17 protein-coding genes are annotated in these 13,466 nt (G+C 64.7%); 4 read left to right on the top strand and 13 right to left on the bottom strand.

The genetic code is table 11. The features are described from left to right. Nucleotides 1–12: 12 nt before the first annotated feature. The 9 genes from D2V07_RS07705 to D2V07_RS07665 all read right to left on the bottom strand — a co-directional run bounded on the left by D2V07_RS07705 (nt 13) and on the right by D2V07_RS07665 (nt 7,038). Nucleotides 13–543 (bottom strand): demethoxyubiquinone hydroxylase family protein, encoded by a 531-nt coding sequence (locus D2V07_RS07705; protein ID WP_119586384.1) that lies wholly within the window; start codon nt 541–543, stop codon nt 13–15. Further along, the gene (locus tag D2V07_RS07700; protein ID WP_119586382.1) at nt 540–1,010 is read right to left on the bottom strand and encodes a disulfide bond formation protein B; all 471 of its coding nucleotides are present in this window, start codon (nt 1,008–1,010) and stop codon (nt 540–542) included. The genes D2V07_RS07705 and D2V07_RS07700 overlap by 4 nt, the downstream gene beginning before the upstream one ends. A gap of 64 nt (nt 1,011–1,074) precedes the next feature. After that, nucleotides 1,075–2,430 (bottom strand): S41 family peptidase, encoded by a 1,356-nt coding sequence (locus D2V07_RS07695; RefSeq protein WP_119586380.1) that lies wholly within the window; start codon nt 2,428–2,430, stop codon nt 1,075–1,077. A gap of 100 nt (nt 2,431–2,530) precedes the next feature. Then, nucleotides 2,531–3,742, bottom strand: a complete 1,212-nt coding sequence (locus tag D2V07_RS07690) for a murein hydrolase activator EnvC family protein (protein WP_233548299.1) — start codon at nt 3,740–3,742, stop codon at nt 2,531–2,533. Nucleotides 3,743–3,749: 7 nt separating this feature from the next. Then, nucleotides 3,750–4,172, bottom strand: coding sequence for a 23S rRNA (pseudouridine(1915)-N(3))-methyltransferase RlmH (locus D2V07_RS07685; protein ID WP_119586378.1), 423 nt, complete (start codon nt 4,170–4,172; stop codon nt 3,750–3,752). After that, complete coding sequence (locus D2V07_RS07680; RefSeq protein ID WP_119586376.1) at nt 4,173–4,496, bottom strand: hypothetical protein; 324 nt, start codon at nt 4,494–4,496, stop codon at nt 4,173–4,175. Nucleotides 4,497–4,551: 55 nt separating this feature from the next. Continuing rightward, nucleotides 4,552–4,935, bottom strand: a complete 384-nt coding sequence (gene rsfS, locus D2V07_RS07675; RefSeq protein WP_119586723.1) for a ribosome silencing factor — start codon at nt 4,933–4,935, stop codon at nt 4,552–4,554. 137 nt (nt 4,936–5,072) lie between these two features. After that, a complete protein-coding gene (locus tag D2V07_RS07670; protein ID WP_119586374.1) occupies nt 5,073–5,735 on the bottom strand; it encodes a nicotinate-nucleotide adenylyltransferase in 663 nt (220 codons plus the stop codon). A 28-nt stretch (nt 5,736–5,763) separates the two neighbouring features. Further along, nucleotides 5,764–7,038, bottom strand: coding sequence for a glutamate-5-semialdehyde dehydrogenase (locus D2V07_RS07665; RefSeq protein WP_119586372.1), 1,275 nt, complete (start codon nt 7,036–7,038; stop codon nt 5,764–5,766). 240 nt (nt 7,039–7,278) lie between these two features. Here D2V07_RS07665 and D2V07_RS07660 point away from each other — a divergent pair, with 240 nt between their 5' ends. Both D2V07_RS07660 and D2V07_RS07655 read left to right on the top strand, forming a co-directional pair. Next, nucleotides 7,279–8,451 (top strand): M23 family metallopeptidase, encoded by a 1,173-nt coding sequence (locus tag D2V07_RS07660; protein ID WP_233548298.1) that lies wholly within the window; start codon nt 7,279–7,281, stop codon nt 8,449–8,451. Next, complete coding sequence (locus tag D2V07_RS07655; RefSeq protein WP_119586370.1) at nt 8,444–8,845, top strand: bactofilin family protein; 402 nt, start codon at nt 8,444–8,446, stop codon at nt 8,843–8,845. Before D2V07_RS07660 ends, D2V07_RS07655 begins: the two co-directional genes overlap by 8 nt. An 89-nt stretch (nt 8,846–8,934) precedes the next feature. On the opposite strand, the gene D2V07_RS07650 is transcribed toward D2V07_RS07655, so the two are convergent. The 4 genes from D2V07_RS07650 to D2V07_RS07635 all read right to left on the bottom strand — a co-directional run bounded on the left by D2V07_RS07650 (nt 8,935) and on the right by D2V07_RS07635 (nt 13,001). Next, the gene (locus tag D2V07_RS07650) at nt 8,935–9,648 is read right to left on the bottom strand and encodes a DUF1013 domain-containing protein (protein WP_119586368.1); all 714 of its coding nucleotides are present in this window, start codon (nt 9,646–9,648) and stop codon (nt 8,935–8,937) included. 246 nt (nt 9,649–9,894) lie between these two features. Continuing rightward, nucleotides 9,895–10,938 carry a glycosyltransferase family 4 protein gene (locus D2V07_RS07645; RefSeq protein ID WP_119586366.1) on the bottom strand — a complete coding sequence of 348 codons (1,044 nt, stop codon included), beginning with the start codon at nt 10,936–10,938 and terminating at the stop codon, nt 9,895–9,897. Between the two features lie 22 nt (nt 10,939–10,960). Next, nucleotides 10,961–11,872 carry a UDP-2,3-diacylglucosamine diphosphatase gene (locus D2V07_RS07640; protein WP_119586364.1) on the bottom strand — a complete coding sequence of 304 codons (912 nt, stop codon included), beginning with the start codon at nt 11,870–11,872 and terminating at the stop codon, nt 10,961–10,963. Nucleotides 11,873–11,978: 106 nt separating this feature from the next. Then, nucleotides 11,979–13,001, bottom strand: coding sequence for an NAD(P)H-quinone oxidoreductase (locus tag D2V07_RS07635; RefSeq protein WP_233548297.1), 1,023 nt, complete (start codon nt 12,999–13,001; stop codon nt 11,979–11,981). Nucleotides 13,002–13,092: 91 nt separating this feature from the next. On the opposite strand from D2V07_RS07635, the gene D2V07_RS07630 reads away from it, so the two are divergent. Continuing rightward, nucleotides 13,093–13,299, top strand: coding sequence for a DUF1192 domain-containing protein (locus D2V07_RS07630; RefSeq protein ID WP_119586362.1), 207 nt, complete (start codon nt 13,093–13,095; stop codon nt 13,297–13,299). Next, the gene (locus D2V07_RS18545; protein ID WP_158586782.1) at nt 13,299–13,463 is read left to right on the top strand and encodes a hypothetical protein; all 165 of its coding nucleotides are present in this window, start codon (nt 13,299–13,301) and stop codon (nt 13,461–13,463) included. The genes D2V07_RS07630 and D2V07_RS18545 overlap by 1 nt, the downstream gene beginning before the upstream one ends. Nucleotides 13,464–13,466: the final 3 nt, after the last annotated feature.

Here is a 13,466-nt window from a genome sequence, read left to right as displayed (position 1 = left end):
AGCGCGGATGTTTCAAATCTTTTCCGAAATACGGATAGCGGCGCGGCAGCCCAGCCGGATCGCGGCCGACAGCAGCGTATAGGCAGGCGCGCGTTCCGCACCCGCATCGAGGGCGGCGTCGCGATGCTCACGCTCGTCCTCGCGAAAGCGCTGGATCATGTCGGCCAGTTCAGGATCGTCGCCGTCGGCTTCCAGTTCGTCGAGCTGGGCCGAATAGTGCCTGTCGATCTCGGTCTCTACTGCGGCGGTACAGGCCATTGCGGCTTCCGGACCGAGCAGCGCAGTGCCGGCGCCCAGCGCATAGCCTGCCACATTCCAGAACGGCTGAAGGATGGTAGGGCGTACACCGCGCTTCGCCATCAGCGCGTCGAATTCGGCCCGGTGGCCGGCTTCCTGCTCGGCCATGCCACGGATCTCTGCCGAATGAGGTCCGCGATCGCCCATTACCGCCAGCTGGCCTGCGTAGATGCGCGTCGCGCCGAATTCACCCGCCTGGTCGACGCGGATCATCTCGGAACGGTCTCTCTTGATAGGGTCGGTCATGCAGTCTTCTCCGCAGCGGTCTTGTCTCTGGCGAGCAACAGCATCCATATGGCGACTGCGCTGCCAAGCGAAAGGAGCGCGTTGTATCCCGCAAGCGAAATACCCAGCAACGTCCAGGCCGGCTCGTCACAGCGCACGAAATTGAGCGACAGCGGGTCCGACGCCGTGCAGCCGAGCGGGCTTTCCCACCAGCCGTATTCCACGCCCGCATGGAACGCCCCGATCGCACCGGAAACCGCAATGGCAAGCGCGGCAAGAGCGATCCATGCACGGCGGGGCGGGGCGACATAGGAAACCAGCCCCAGCGCCACCGCGACGAAATGCGGATAGCGCTGCCACCAGCACATCTCGCAAGGAAACAGGCCAAAACCGTATTGCGAGATATATGCCCCGGCGAGCAGGATGGCGGGCATCGCCAGCGCCAGGCGCTGGGCGAGACGGTCGGAAGGAAGAAGCGGAGTGCTCATCGCGCTGCTTCTAGCGGCTCACCTCGCGCTTGTCGAAAGCATGTTAAAGCCTGAGTTGGCCCGCTCAGCGCCGCTCCGGACCTTCTCCGCGCGCGGCCACGTTGACGCCCGAGGTGCGGCGCAAGGTGCGCACGGCGTAATCCAGCTGGAAGTCGTCGATGCCCTGCTCCTCCAGTTCGGCGGCGGTCAGCTGGAAGCGCGGATCGTCGAGGCGGTCGCGCTCCAGGTTCTCGTCCTCCACGCCGATCTCGCCCACCAGGTGACCGCGAAGGTCACTTTCGCGCAAGGCCAGGCGCTGCCTGCGCTCGGCATCCGGGTCGGAGAGCTGGGGCACGCGGATATCGGGTTCGATCCCGCCTTCCTGCACGCTGCGCCCGGCAGGGGTGTAGTAACGCGCCGTCGTCAGCTTCAGCGCCGAATCGCGCGACAGCGGCAACAGCGTCTGCACGCTGCCCTTGCCGAAGCTGCGCTCGCCCATCACCAGCGCGCGGCGATGGTCCTGCAAGGCACCCGCCACGATCTCGCTAGCCGATGCAGAGCCCTCGTCGATCAGCACGATGATCGGCAGGCCCGCTGCGGCATCGCCGCGATAGACGGTTTCGGCGTCGTAATAGATGGTCTCGCGCCGCGAGCGGCCGCGCTGCGAAACGATCTGCCCGTCGGTGAGGAACAGGTCTGACAGCGCCACCGCCTCGTCAAGCGAACCGCCCGGATTGCGGCGCAGGTCCAGCACCAGACCGCCAAGGCGACCGGTGGCCTGTTCCTGCAATTCGCGAAGCCCACGGCGTACGTCGGCACCCACGTCGGCGGAAAATTCGTTGACGCTGATGTGGCCGATATTGCCGTCCATCAATTCCCAGGTCACCGGCTCCAGCTCGATAACGCCGCGCGTCACGGTCACTTCGAAGCTGTCCTCGCGCCCCGGGCGGAAGATCGTCACTTCGATATCGGTACCGGCAGGCCCGCGCATCTGCGCCACGGCATCGTTAAGTTCCAGGCCGTAGATAAGATCGCCGTTGATATGGGTGATGTAGTCGCCAGCCTTGATTCCAGCGCCCTCTGCGGGGCTGCCACGGAACGGCGAGATGACTTTCACCGCGCCCTCTTCCATCTGCACCGAAATGCCAAGACCCTGGTAGTTGCCGTCCATCATGGTGGTCAGACGCTCCAGCGCCGTCCCGTCGAGATAGGCGGAATGCGGATCAAGCGCGGCCAGCATGCCGTCGATCGCACCGCGAATCAGCACCTCGTCTTCCACCGGTTCCACGTAGCTCGCCTTGATCCGCTGGTAAGTGGCGAACAGCTTGGCGAATTCCGGGGAGGCCCGGCCTTCCACCTGCGCGATAGCGGCGGTGGTGGCAGGCACGAGCGCGACAGCCGTGCAGAGCGCGGCAGCGCGGATGGCGGGTGCAAACTTCATATTTCTTTCGTCCTCGGCAAGGAGGGAGTCCCAGCCATGTCTCTATCGCATGGAGGGCCTTAACGCCAGATGAGGGATTGGCTGACCCGGGCGGGGACAATCAGTCGAGGCGAAGCAGCGGATTCACCGGTTCGCCATCGCGGCGCAATTCCAGCGTGACATTGGGATCCGTCGGAGCGGCCACGCCGAGCGGGGCCCCGGCCTGTACACTCTCGCCCACTTCGGCGTCGCTGCGGGCCAGGCCGGTGATGAGGCTCGTCCAGCCGTTGCCGTGTTCGACGATCACGATGCTGCCATAGCCGCGGTACGGCCCGGCAAAGGCAACCCGCCCGGCAGCAGGTGCGACCACCTGTGCGCCGCCAGTAGGTGCGAGCGTCAGCCCGCGGCTGAGGCCGGAGCCAGTCGGCGCTCCGAAACCGAGGAGCGTCCTGCCGGATACCGGCAGCATATACGGGCGCGGCGCATCGCCTTGCCTATCAGCCTGCGAAGGCAGGGCGCTTGATCCGCCGGCAGTTTTGGCCTCTTCCGGCCGTGCAGGCCGCAGGCGCGGACCCGGTAACGCCGCGAGGCGCTGGCGCAGGGCGGCAGCGCGATCGAGTTCCGTAACCAGTCCGTCAAGATCGCGCGCTTCTTCTGCCAGTGCCAGTACGCGGTCCGTCTCCCGGCTGGCAGCCCCGCCAGCAGCGCGCGCGGCAAGGCGCTGGCGCGTCTCGATGTCCGCCAGCTGCTCGCGGCGTTCGGCAAGAGCCGCTTCCTCGGCCTGCAGCACCTGCGCGGCCGCCACGGCCTCGCGCCGCAGTTCACGGGATCGGTCGATGCGGTTGCGTAGTTCCCGTGTCCCCGCCTGCACCTCCGGCACGGTATTGTGCAACATGGCGCGCAGGTACACGACATCCTTCACGGAACCGGGCCGCATGATCGAGAGTGCCAGCGGACGGCGCGTGAATTGCTGGAGCGCGGCGGTGAGTTCCACCACGGGCTGCTGCTCGCGGCCCAGTTCCTCGCGCAGGTTGCCCTGTTCGCGGTCGATCATCGCGATGCGGGCGCGGGCGGCGGTGATACCGGCCTCTGCCTGTTGCACGCGTGCGGCAAGCGCGGCGGCTTCGCGGGCGGCACGCTCGGCAGCGTCCTCAGCCTCCTGCGCCTCTTCCTCGAACCGCTGGCTGCGCGCCTCCGCGTTCTCGCGCTCGGCCAGGGCCTCGGCAAGGGCGGCGCGCATGTCCTCCGGACTCTGGCTTACAGGCGCGCGCTGGGCAAAGGCCGCCGCGGCACAAAAGGCGATGGAGCCAAGGAGGAGAATGGCGCGGTGCATGGCGGGCCTATCCTGCCCGATGATACGGATGCCCCGCAAGGATGCTGGTGGCGCGGAAAAGCTGTTCGGCCAGCATGGCGCGGGCCAGCAGGTGCGGCCAGGTGGCCTTGCCGAAGGAGATCAGAAGGTCGGCGTCTTCGCGTTCCTGCTTCGAATGCCCGTCAGCCGCGCCGATCACGAACCGGCACTCGCGCATGCCATCGTCGCGCCAGCGCTCAAGGATATGGGCAAATTCCTCGGAGCCGAGGTTCTCGCCGCGCTCGTCGAGAAGCACGGTCCTGAAAGGAGACTGCGGTTCGGGAATGCGCCCGCCGGTTTCGGGCAGTTCGGTGAACTTCAGCGGCCACTGGATGCGCTTCGCATAGCGCTCGACCAGCTCTTCTTCGGGAGAGCGGGCGATCTTGCCACGGGCGATGACGTGCAGGAGGATCTAACCCTCCTTCGCCACGAGAAATGCATCCTCGATCGAGGCATCGCACTTGGCGCAACCGAACTTGATCGGGAACAGCACGAACATGCGATCGAAGAACCGATGCTTGCACTTTCCGCAAAGCACGGTCTTGTAAGCGTAAGACGCCAGCGCAATTTCGAGTGGGATCATAACCACAAGGGCTATGAAGGCGACGGTGAACACAGGATCGCGCGACATCCGGACGGGTCCGAATATGCTGCTGTAGACCAGCAAGCCGAAAAACAGGCCCCAGGCGGCCCACATGGCGCGATTGGCAGCGCGATACCTGGCTTCAGGACTCATGCTGCAAAGCCTTCCGTCGCTAACAAAGCCCCTCCCTGTTACGGGAGGAGCGCAGTCAGGCCGATCCCATCTGCCGCGTCTGACCGTCCTCGCCGAAGCCCCACATCCGTTCCAGGTTGTAGAAGCTGCGCACTTCGGGGCGGAACAGGTGGACGACAACGTCGCCCGCATCGATCAGCACCCAGTCGGCAGTCGGCAGGCCTTCGATACGCGGGCTCGGCTCACCGGCTTCTTTCAGCTTCACGGCCAGCTTGTTCGCCATTGCGGCGACCTGCCGGGTCGAACGGCCCGAGGCGACGATCATATGATCGGCGATCGAGCTTTTGCCTTCGAGCGGAATGGAGACGATGTCCTGCGCCTGATCGTCATCGAGCTGTTCGAGGATCAGTGCATGGATCGAGCCGGGTTCGGCGTGAATGGTGGTTTCAAGATCAGGCATGGATAGGATGGTGGCTGTTGCGGGGCGTCTGCCGGTGTCGGCGGAACGCACAGGCGCTCCTGTGTTGGCTTGGCTCATCGCGAAAGGTCATGCTCCGTATATGGGGTGAATGCAGGCAGCGTAAAGGGCCGGACGCCTCACGCGTCTGCCCCCGTATGCCCGTCATGGATAAGGGAATGCGTCACTTCGTCCCGTGGCGGGGGACCGGCATGGTCTTCCGCCCAGTCAGGATCCGCCCGGCGTATTTGTGTGGCCGAACGCGGATCGGGATCGAAACGCAGCTCTATCAGCGCGGGTGCGCTCCATTCGCCCCGGTTGCGTAATCGGGCTGGAGATAACCGGTGATCTCGCAGCCAGGCCATTGCGGGGCTCGCAACAGCAGCGTGATCATACCCCGGGCGGGCGATAACGGCAATGGGCATTTCCCGTGCGATCTGTCGCCAGTTTCGCCACCTGTGGAATTGCGCGAGATTGTCCGAGCCCATCAGCCACACGAACCGGCGGTGCGGATAGCGCCGCTTGAGCGCGCGCAGCGTATCGACGGTGTACCGCGTGCCGAGCTCCCGCTCTATTGCCGTCACCTTGATCGGGGCCCGCCTGCTTGCCGCCTTCGCCGAACGAACACGCGCCGAAAGCGGCGCCATGCCTTTTTTCGGCTTGAGCGGATTTCCGGGCGACACCAGCCACCACACCTCGTCCAGACCGAGCGCGGCCTGGGCGAAAAGGGTTATGCGGCGATGCCCCAGGTGGGCGGGATTGAAGCTGCCGCCCAGCAGGCCGGTGATCGGACCTCGCTTCACGGCAGCTTTCGTCTCCCTCGCGTCGGCGTTACGGCCGGGCCTGGCCCGAACCCTTCACCTGCCACTTGTAGGTGGTGAGCCCCTCGAGGGCTACCGGTCCGCGCGCATGCAGGCGACCGGTTGCGATACCGATTTCCGCTCCCAGCCCGAACTCGCCGCCGTCGGCGAACTGGGTGGAGGCATTGTGCATCACGATGGCACTGTCGACCTCGGCGAGGAAACGCTGTGCAGCTTCGTCGTTGTCGGTGATGATCGCCTCGGTGTGACCCGACGAATGGGCGGCGATGTGTTCCATCGCCTCGTCGATATCGTCCACCACGGCGACCGACAGGATGGCATCGAGATACTCGGTGTCCCAGTCCTCCGCATCGGCGGGTTTCACGCGGGAATCGAGCTGCTGTGCGCGCTCGTCACCGCGCAGTTCGCAGCCTGCATCGGCAATCGCGGCGAGCACTTTCTCGCCCTCGCCAAAGTGCGAATCGATCAGCAATGTTTCCATGGCTCCGCAGATGCCGGTGCGGCGCATTTTCGCGTTCACGGCAATTTCGCGCGCCATGTCGGGCTTCGCATCGGCATGGATAAAGGTGTGGCAAATACCGTCGAGGTGGGCGAGCACGGGCACGCGCGCATCCTGCTGGACGCGGGCGACCAGCCCCTTGCCGCCGCGTGGCACGATCATGTCGATCAGGCCTGCTGCCTTGAGCATGGCGCCAACGGCCTCACGGTCCTGCGTGGGCATCAGCTGGATGGCCTCGGAAGGCAGGCCTGCCTCGTCCAGCCCCTTTGCAAAGGCGGCGTGCAACGCGCGGTTGGAATGGATCGCTTCGCTGCCTCCGCGCAGCAGGGCGGCGTTGCCCGAACGCAGGCACAATGCTGCCGCATCGGCGGTGACGTTGGGGCGGCTTTCGTAGATGATGCCGATAAGGCCGATGGGAATGCGCACCCGCTCCAGCCCGAAGCCCGAAGGCGAGCTGCGGCTGTCGATCACTTCTCCGACCGGATCGGGCAGGCCGGCCACGTTCTCGATGGCGCCGGCGATCGCTTCCAAGCGGTCCTCGTCCAGCTTCAGCCGGTCGAGCATGGCACCGGTCAGGCCGCGCTCCTCGCCGGCCGCCATGTCCTTGGCGTTCGCCTCGAGGATGCTGTCCGAATCGGTGCGAATGGCCTTCGCGGCGGCGCGCAGACCGGCGGCCTTTTCGGCATCGCTGGCGCGGGCCAGCTTGCGCTGCGCAGCCCGGCCCTTTTTCGCAAGATCTTCAATGAGTTGGGTGAAATCGGTTTTTTCTAGCGTGTCTGTAGTCATGGCGCGCCTTCTAACATGTGTGGGTGTGCCTGTCAGGGCGAATCGGCGAAGAGGGAGAGCGGCTCGCAAACCCCGATCGGGCAAATTGTTCCCGGCCTGGCACATTTTTTTCTCACATACCCAACGTTTCACCGCGCGATCGGTTCATTTCGCCCCAAAGGTTAACGTTCGCACTCGACCTCACGCGCGTCATCGGTATCGCTTGCGTCACACAAAAATAAGCGGACGGACGGGGTCGTTTTGACAAAAACATCGACGGGCGGATTTATCGACCGCCTGCGCACGCGGTTTCCGGAGCGCGAATTTTTCATGCGCTCGCAGGGTCAGGTGCGCTTCCTTACCATTACCACGCGGATGCAGATGGCTGCAGCTGGAACGGTCGCCGCCGTCACGCTCGGCTGGGTCGTATCGATGGGCGTCATGGCCGTCAGCCAGTGGCAGGCCAGCACGGAACGTGCGTCGCTTCTGGAGCGAGAAGCCCAGGTCGCCACGGCAGAAGATCGCTTCTCCGCCTATTCGGACGATATCGCCGCTACCGTGGCGGATCTCGAGGCGCGGCAGGAACTGCTCGACGGTATCGTCGAAATGCTGCCCGAGGACGTCATGGCCGAGGGCGGCGACACCGTCACCGATTCCGCCGCCGAGAGCGAGAACCTGATCAGCATGATCCGCAACGTCTTCCCCGAAGCGGAAGGAATCGCGCGGATGGAGGCACGCCAGCTCGCCTTTGCCGAGCGGCTGACCCGCTATGCGGACCGCCGCGCTGCACGTGCCGAGGAAGCCATCCGCCAGCTCGGTCTCGATCCGCGCGCGATGGAGCGGGCCAACGAAAGCGCCATGGGTGGTCCCCTGGAAAGCCTTTCTTCCGAAAGCGATGGCACCCTCGATCCGCGTTTCGAACGCCTTGGCCTGAGCCTTGCGCGCATGAGCGCGCTGGAGCGTGGCCTGAACCAGATCCCGCAGGTCATGCCTGCCGATCTCAATTCGATTTCCTCGGGTTTCGGTTACCGCCGTGACCCGTTCCGTGGCACCGCCGCCATGCATTCGGGCCTCGATTTCCGCGCGCCGATGGGCTCACCCATCCATGCCGCCGCAGATGGCCGCGTGGCTTTCGTCGGTGTGAAAGGCGGCTACGGCAAGGTTGTCGAAGTCGATCACGGCGCTGGCCTTGTCACCCGCTATGCCCACATGTCGCGTTTCAACGCGCAGGTCGGCGAAACCGTCACCGCCGGGGACGTTATCGGCGCCATCGGCAGCACCGGTCGCTCCACCGGCCCGCACCTGCATTTCGAGGTGCGTATCAACAATCGGGCCGTGAACCCACGGCCCTTCCTGGAGACAGCCCCCCATGTTCTCGAGCAAGTCCGAGCAGAATTCGCCCCAGGCACCGGCGAAAGCCAGATCGATGGCTAATTCCGGCAGCACCTTCTCCGTCATCGGCGCCGATGTCACCATTCGCGGTGATATCGAGGCATCGGTCGACCTGCATGTCGATGGCACGGTAGTCGGCAATATCGCCTGCGCCAGCCTGGTGCAGGGCGAAAGCAGCCGCGTCGAAGGCGAAATCAAGGCCGAGAGCGCCCGCCTGTCGGGCGAGGTGAAGGGCACCATCGAAGTGCGCAGCCTGGTGGTGCTGAAAAGCGCCCAGATCGAAGGCGATGTCAGTTACGACACGCTGACCATCGAGCAGGGGGCTTCGGTCGATGGCCGCTTCGCCCCGCTGCGTGCCAAGGCGCAGCCCAAGGCCAACCAGGGTGCGCCTGCTCAGGGCGAAGGCAAACAGCCCGGCCTTACGCTGGCGAGCTGATCCGGATTATCGTTTGTGGAGGGGCAGGGGCGGTCCGATGGGCCGCCCCTGTGTTTTTGTGCGGACGGAAATGTCCGGCCTTCAGCCTGTCAGGCTTCGCTGTCGCCATTTTCCTCGGCCGCGCGCTTGGCTTCCAGCCATGCCTCGGCTTCGGCTTCCTGCGCTGCACGGGCGGCGGCCTTGGCCGCGTCCTCGCGCTCGCGGCGCAGCTGGGCAATCAGCTCCTGCTTGTCGTCACGCGGGGTTGCGGGCACCGTGGCTTCCAGAGGCTCGTCACCCTCGGCAGCGGGCTCTGCCGCGGCGACCCGCTTGGCCGCCTTGGCGACAGCAGCATCGAGTTCACGCTGGGAACACAGGCCCAGCGTAACCGGGTCCTTGGGCTGGATGTTGGCAATGTTCCAGTGGCTGCGCTCGCGAATCGCGTTGATCGTGTTGCGCGTGGTGCCGATCAGTCGGCCGATCTGCGCATCGGAAATCTCCGAATGGTTGCGCAGGATCCAGGCGATGCCGTCCGGCTTGTCCTGCCGCTTGGACACCGGCGTGTAGCGCGGTCCCTTGGTGCGGCTGACGTCCACCGGGGCTTTCTGCATCTTCAGCGAGTAGTTCGCGTCGGCCTGGCCGCGCTCGATCTCCTCGTGCGTAAGCTCGCCGGAATGGACGGGATCGCGACCGGTGTACTTGGCACCGGCCAGATCGTCCGCCATGGCCTGCACTTCGAGGATGTGCAGACCGCAGAAGTCGGCAATCTGCGTGAAGCTCAATGCGGTGTTGTCCACCAGCCAGCTGGCGGTGGCATGAGGCATCAGGGGCGTGGGCTGGTTAGCCACAGCAGTTCTCCAAAACTGAAAATAAAAGGGCCGCCCCTCGCGGGACGGCCATCGTTGCTTCACGATGTAGAGCAGTTGCGGGCAATCGGCAAGCTTTAGGGCAAACGGTCGTTACGATCGCTTCGCTCGCGCACCGTGCCGCGTTCGGGCGAACAGCCGCTGCGCATTACAAGGGAGCGGCCGAATAGGTCTGGCCACTTGTCCAACCGTCACGAGCGTCGACTAGGCTCGTGCGTGCGTCAGTCTGACATCCGTGGTTTCCAGCGCCATCGGGGCAAGGCCAGCCACGAACTGATCCGTGCTGGCCGCCCAGCTGAATTCGCGTCCAAGTTCATGACAGCGCCGCCGGTCCAGCTTGAGCGCACCCGCGATCGCATCTTCCAGCCGCTCCGCCATGACGCCGCTTTCCGCCTGCAGCACGTCGAGGGGTCCGGCGACAGGATATGCCGCTACTGGCGTGCCGCAAGCCAGCGCCTCTATCATCACCAGCCCGAACGTGTCGGTGCGACTGGGGAAAACGAAGACATCGGCGCCGGCATAGCAGGCCGCCAGCGCAGCGCCGGACTGCTGGCCCAGAAAATGCGCGTCGGGAAACTGTGCCTGCAACTTTTCCAGTGCGGGGCCGTGGCCCACGACGACCTTCGATCCCGGATGGGTGTTCGACAGGAAGGCCTCGATGTTCTTCTCTACCGCCACGCGCCCGACATAGAGCTGGATCGGGCGCGGCAGGGTGAAGAACAGGTCGGGCGGCACGTGGTCGGGGTGGAATGTCGCCAGGTCGACGCCGCGGCTCCAGTGATGCAGCGGACCGATACCTTGTCCGGCCAGTTCCGTCCGGATCGTTTCGGTTGCCACCATGGTGCGGATAGCCGGCGCATGGAATCGGCGGATCAGCGGCCAGAACAGGCTGGCAGGCATGCCCGTTCGCCGCGCGATGTAATCGGGAAACTGCGTGTGATAGGCGGAAGAAAAGGGAAAGTGCTGCCGCAGGCAATAGTGGCGCGCCGCCCAGCCCAGCGGACCCTCCGTGGCGATGTGGATGGTGTCGGGAGCGAACCGTTCCAGCTGCTTCGCCATCCCTCGCAGGCCAGTGAAGGCAAGGCGGATTTCCGGGTAGGATGGTGCCGGCATGGAGTGGAAGAGATCGGGCGAAACGACCGCTACCGTGTGCCCACGCGCCCGCAACTCCCCGATCACGGTGTCCAGGGTACGCACCACGCCATTGACCTGCGGGTGCCAGGCATCGGTAACGATGGCGATCCTCATGGCATTACCCCGCGCCGGAACATCAGGCTGCCTGCGCCACGGTTTCGCGGCTCTGCCGCTCACGCGCTTCGCGCAGGGCGGCTTCTTCGGGCCAGTTGAGGATTTCCATGCGGCCATCGGCGTGTTCGACCAGGGCATTGCAGCCCTCGACCCAGTCGCCGTCGTTCCAGTATTCGATGCGCTTGCCATCGTGGGTGAATGTGCGGTGTTCGGCGGTGTGAATATGGCCGCACACGACCCCGTCGACCCCGCGCTCTCCGGCGGCGCGGGCGACGACTTCCTCGTACTTGCCGATGAATTCAACGGCGTTCTTGACCTTGTGCTTGGCCATCTTGCTCAGCGACCAATAGGGCAGGTCCAGCTTGCGGCGCACCGCATTTACCCAGTGATTCACGCCCATCATGAAATGGTAAAGCGCGTCCCCCACGAAGGCGAGCCAGCGGTGCGACAGCATGACGGCATCGAACTCGTCGCCGTGCAGCACCATCAGCCGCCGCCCATCGGCGGTGTCGTGGAAGGCGGCGCGGCGAATTTCTATGCCGCCGAAGTTGAGGCCGGTGAACTGGCGGAACATCTCGTCATGATTGCCGGGAATGTAGACGATGCGCGTGCCGCGCTTTGCCCGCTTGAGCAGCCGCCAGACGATGTCGTTGTGTTCCGCCGGCCAGTAGAACCTCTTCTTCAGCCGCCAGCCGTCGATAATATCGCCGACGAGATACATCGTCTCGCTGTCAACGCTGTCGAGGAAATCGATCAGCAGGTCGGCGTTACAGCCCTTCGTGCCGAGATGGATGTCGGATATCCAGATCGTGCGAAACTTGCGCCGCCCCCCGGCAGAGCGCTCGGGTATGGCGGGCTTGTGCCCCGCGAAATCGGGGAAGGCCGAAACAGTTCGCCCGTTGCCGAACTCACCGTCGAGATAGTTGCCAAACATGATGCGCGCCTCGTCGCTGCGTGTCTGGCTGCCAGCCTATGCCTCCTGTATGTGACAGCATGGTCTCTGTTTTGAGTCAGCCGCGCGACAGTATGACGCTTTCGCGTCAATCACTTGCGGCGGGCGACATCATGTCGAGCACGATCTTGCCGATGTGGTCACCCGCTTCCATCCGCGTGTGAGCATCGGCGGCGTCGGCCATGGCAAAGGTTTGGTCCATTACCGGGCGCAGGTCTCCGCTCTCGACCAGGGGCCACACTTCGCGGAACAGCTCGTCCGCCAGCATCCCCTTGAAAACGTTGGTCCTTGGGCGCAGGGTTGAGCCGGTGATCGATTGCCGCTTCACCATCATCTTCGCCATGTTGATCTCGGACTTCGGACCGCCAAGCACGGCGATCACCACGAGGCGACCGTCCTCTCCCAAGGCATCGAGATTGCGCTGGGTGTAGTCGCCCGCCACCATGTCCAGCACCAGGTGCGCACCCCTGCCGTCGGTGTATTTCTTCACCTCTTCTACGAAATCCTGCGTCTTGTAGTTGATCGCCAGGTCGGCGCCCACCTCGCGCGAAGCGGCGGCCTTGTCATCCGAGCCGGAGGTGGTGATCACGTGCATGCCGAACAATTTGCCCAGCATGGTGGCCATGGTGCCGATGCCCGAGGTGCCGCCGTGGATCAGGATGGTCTCGCCATCGCGCGCATAGCCGCGCTGGAAAACGTTGTGCCAGACGGTGAAGAGTGTCTCGGGGATCGCTGCCGCCTCCGCCATGGAGAGGCCATCGGGTACCGGCAGGCAATGTTCGGGCCGGGCAATGCAGTATTCGGCGTAGCCGCCGCCGTTCACCAGCGCGCACACCCGCTTGCCGAGTTCACCGGGATCGACGCCCTCGCCCAGCGCCACCACCTCGCCGGAAATCTCCAGACCGGGCAATTCGCTCGCTCCCTTGGGCGGCGGATAGGCACCGGCGCGCTGAAGGCAATCGGGCCGGTTGACCCCGGCGTGGCTCACCCGCACCAGCACCTCGCCCTGCGCTGGGTGCGGCACAGGCTGCGATACGATGGTCAGTACTTCCGGCCCGCCCGGCTCGCTGATAACGACTGCGGACATGGTCTGCGGCAACTTTTCGGCCACAAAGGCCCCCCTGTTCAATCCCTGGCTGATGCACAGTCCTAGTGACGGCAGGCATTGACAGCAAGCGCCTGCAGAGTGATGCTGCAACGCAATGGAAGATGACGACCTTCCCCGGATGCGCTCCGACGCTGCTGGCCAGTTGGCCGGGGAAAGCCTCGATACCTATTCGCAGGACGAGTTGATGGCACGCATCCAGCTGCTGGAGGCGGAAATCGCACGGGTGAAAGCGCACCACGGCAAGGCCGATGCGCACAGGAAGTTTGCAGACGCGCTGTTCAAGCCAAGAGAGACGGATTGATGGGTCGGTCACGACCCTTGGTACCTCTCGAAATCGCGCAAAAGCGCACCATATGCCTTTTCACACCGCTTGCAGGCCTGACCGCGTGCGAGTTCAGCCGCCGCGTTAGGCCGATGTTCACCGAGCCGGACGCAGACTTTCTCAACCGTCCCGCCATGGCCTGAGGC

Source organism: Aurantiacibacter zhengii (assembly GCF_003584125.1).
In the GTDB taxonomy this organism is placed as follows: Bacteria; Pseudomonadota; Alphaproteobacteria; order Sphingomonadales; family Sphingomonadaceae; genus Alteraurantiacibacter; species Alteraurantiacibacter zhengii.
This window is presented reverse-complemented; position numbering and strand designations above follow the sequence as displayed.

Coding starts and splice junctions, on each gene's coding strand:
- D2V07_RS07705 (WP_119586384.1), bottom strand. CDS start 543: ATGACCGACCCTATCAAGAGAGACCGTTCCGAGATGATCCGCGTCGAC.
- D2V07_RS07700 (WP_119586382.1), bottom strand. CDS start 1,010: ATGAGCACTCCGCTTCTTCCTTCCGACCGTCTCGCCCAGCGCCTGGCG.
- D2V07_RS07695 (WP_119586380.1), bottom strand. CDS start 2,430: ATGAAGTTTGCACCCGCCATCCGCGCTGCCGCGCTCTGCACGGCTGTC.
- D2V07_RS07690 (WP_233548299.1), bottom strand. CDS start 3,742: ATGCACCGCGCCATTCTCCTCCTTGGCTCCATCGCCTTTTGTGCCGCG.
- D2V07_RS07680 (WP_119586376.1), bottom strand. CDS start 4,496: ATGAGTCCTGAAGCCAGGTATCGCGCTGCCAATCGCGCCATGTGGGCC.
- rsfS (WP_119586723.1), bottom strand. CDS start 4,935: ATGCCTGATCTTGAAACCACCATTCACGCCGAACCCGGCTCGATCCAT.
- D2V07_RS07665 (WP_119586372.1), bottom strand. CDS start 7,038: ATGACTACAGACACGCTAGAAAAAACCGATTTCACCCAACTCATTGAA.
- D2V07_RS07655 (WP_119586370.1), top strand. CDS start 8,444: ATGGCTAATTCCGGCAGCACCTTCTCCGTCATCGGCGCCGATGTCACC.
- D2V07_RS07650 (WP_119586368.1), bottom strand. CDS start 9,648: ATGCCTCATGCCACCGCCAGCTGGCTGGTGGACAACACCGCATTGAGC.
- D2V07_RS07645 (WP_119586366.1), bottom strand. CDS start 10,938: ATGAGGATCGCCATCGTTACCGATGCCTGGCACCCGCAGGTCAATGGC.
- D2V07_RS07640 (WP_119586364.1), bottom strand. CDS start 11,872: ATGTTTGGCAACTATCTCGACGGTGAGTTCGGCAACGGGCGAACTGTT.
- D2V07_RS07630 (WP_119586362.1), top strand. CDS start 13,093: ATGGAAGATGACGACCTTCCCCGGATGCGCTCCGACGCTGCTGGCCAG.
- D2V07_RS18545 (WP_158586782.1), top strand. CDS start 13,299: ATGGGTCGGTCACGACCCTTGGTACCTCTCGAAATCGCGCAAAAGCGC.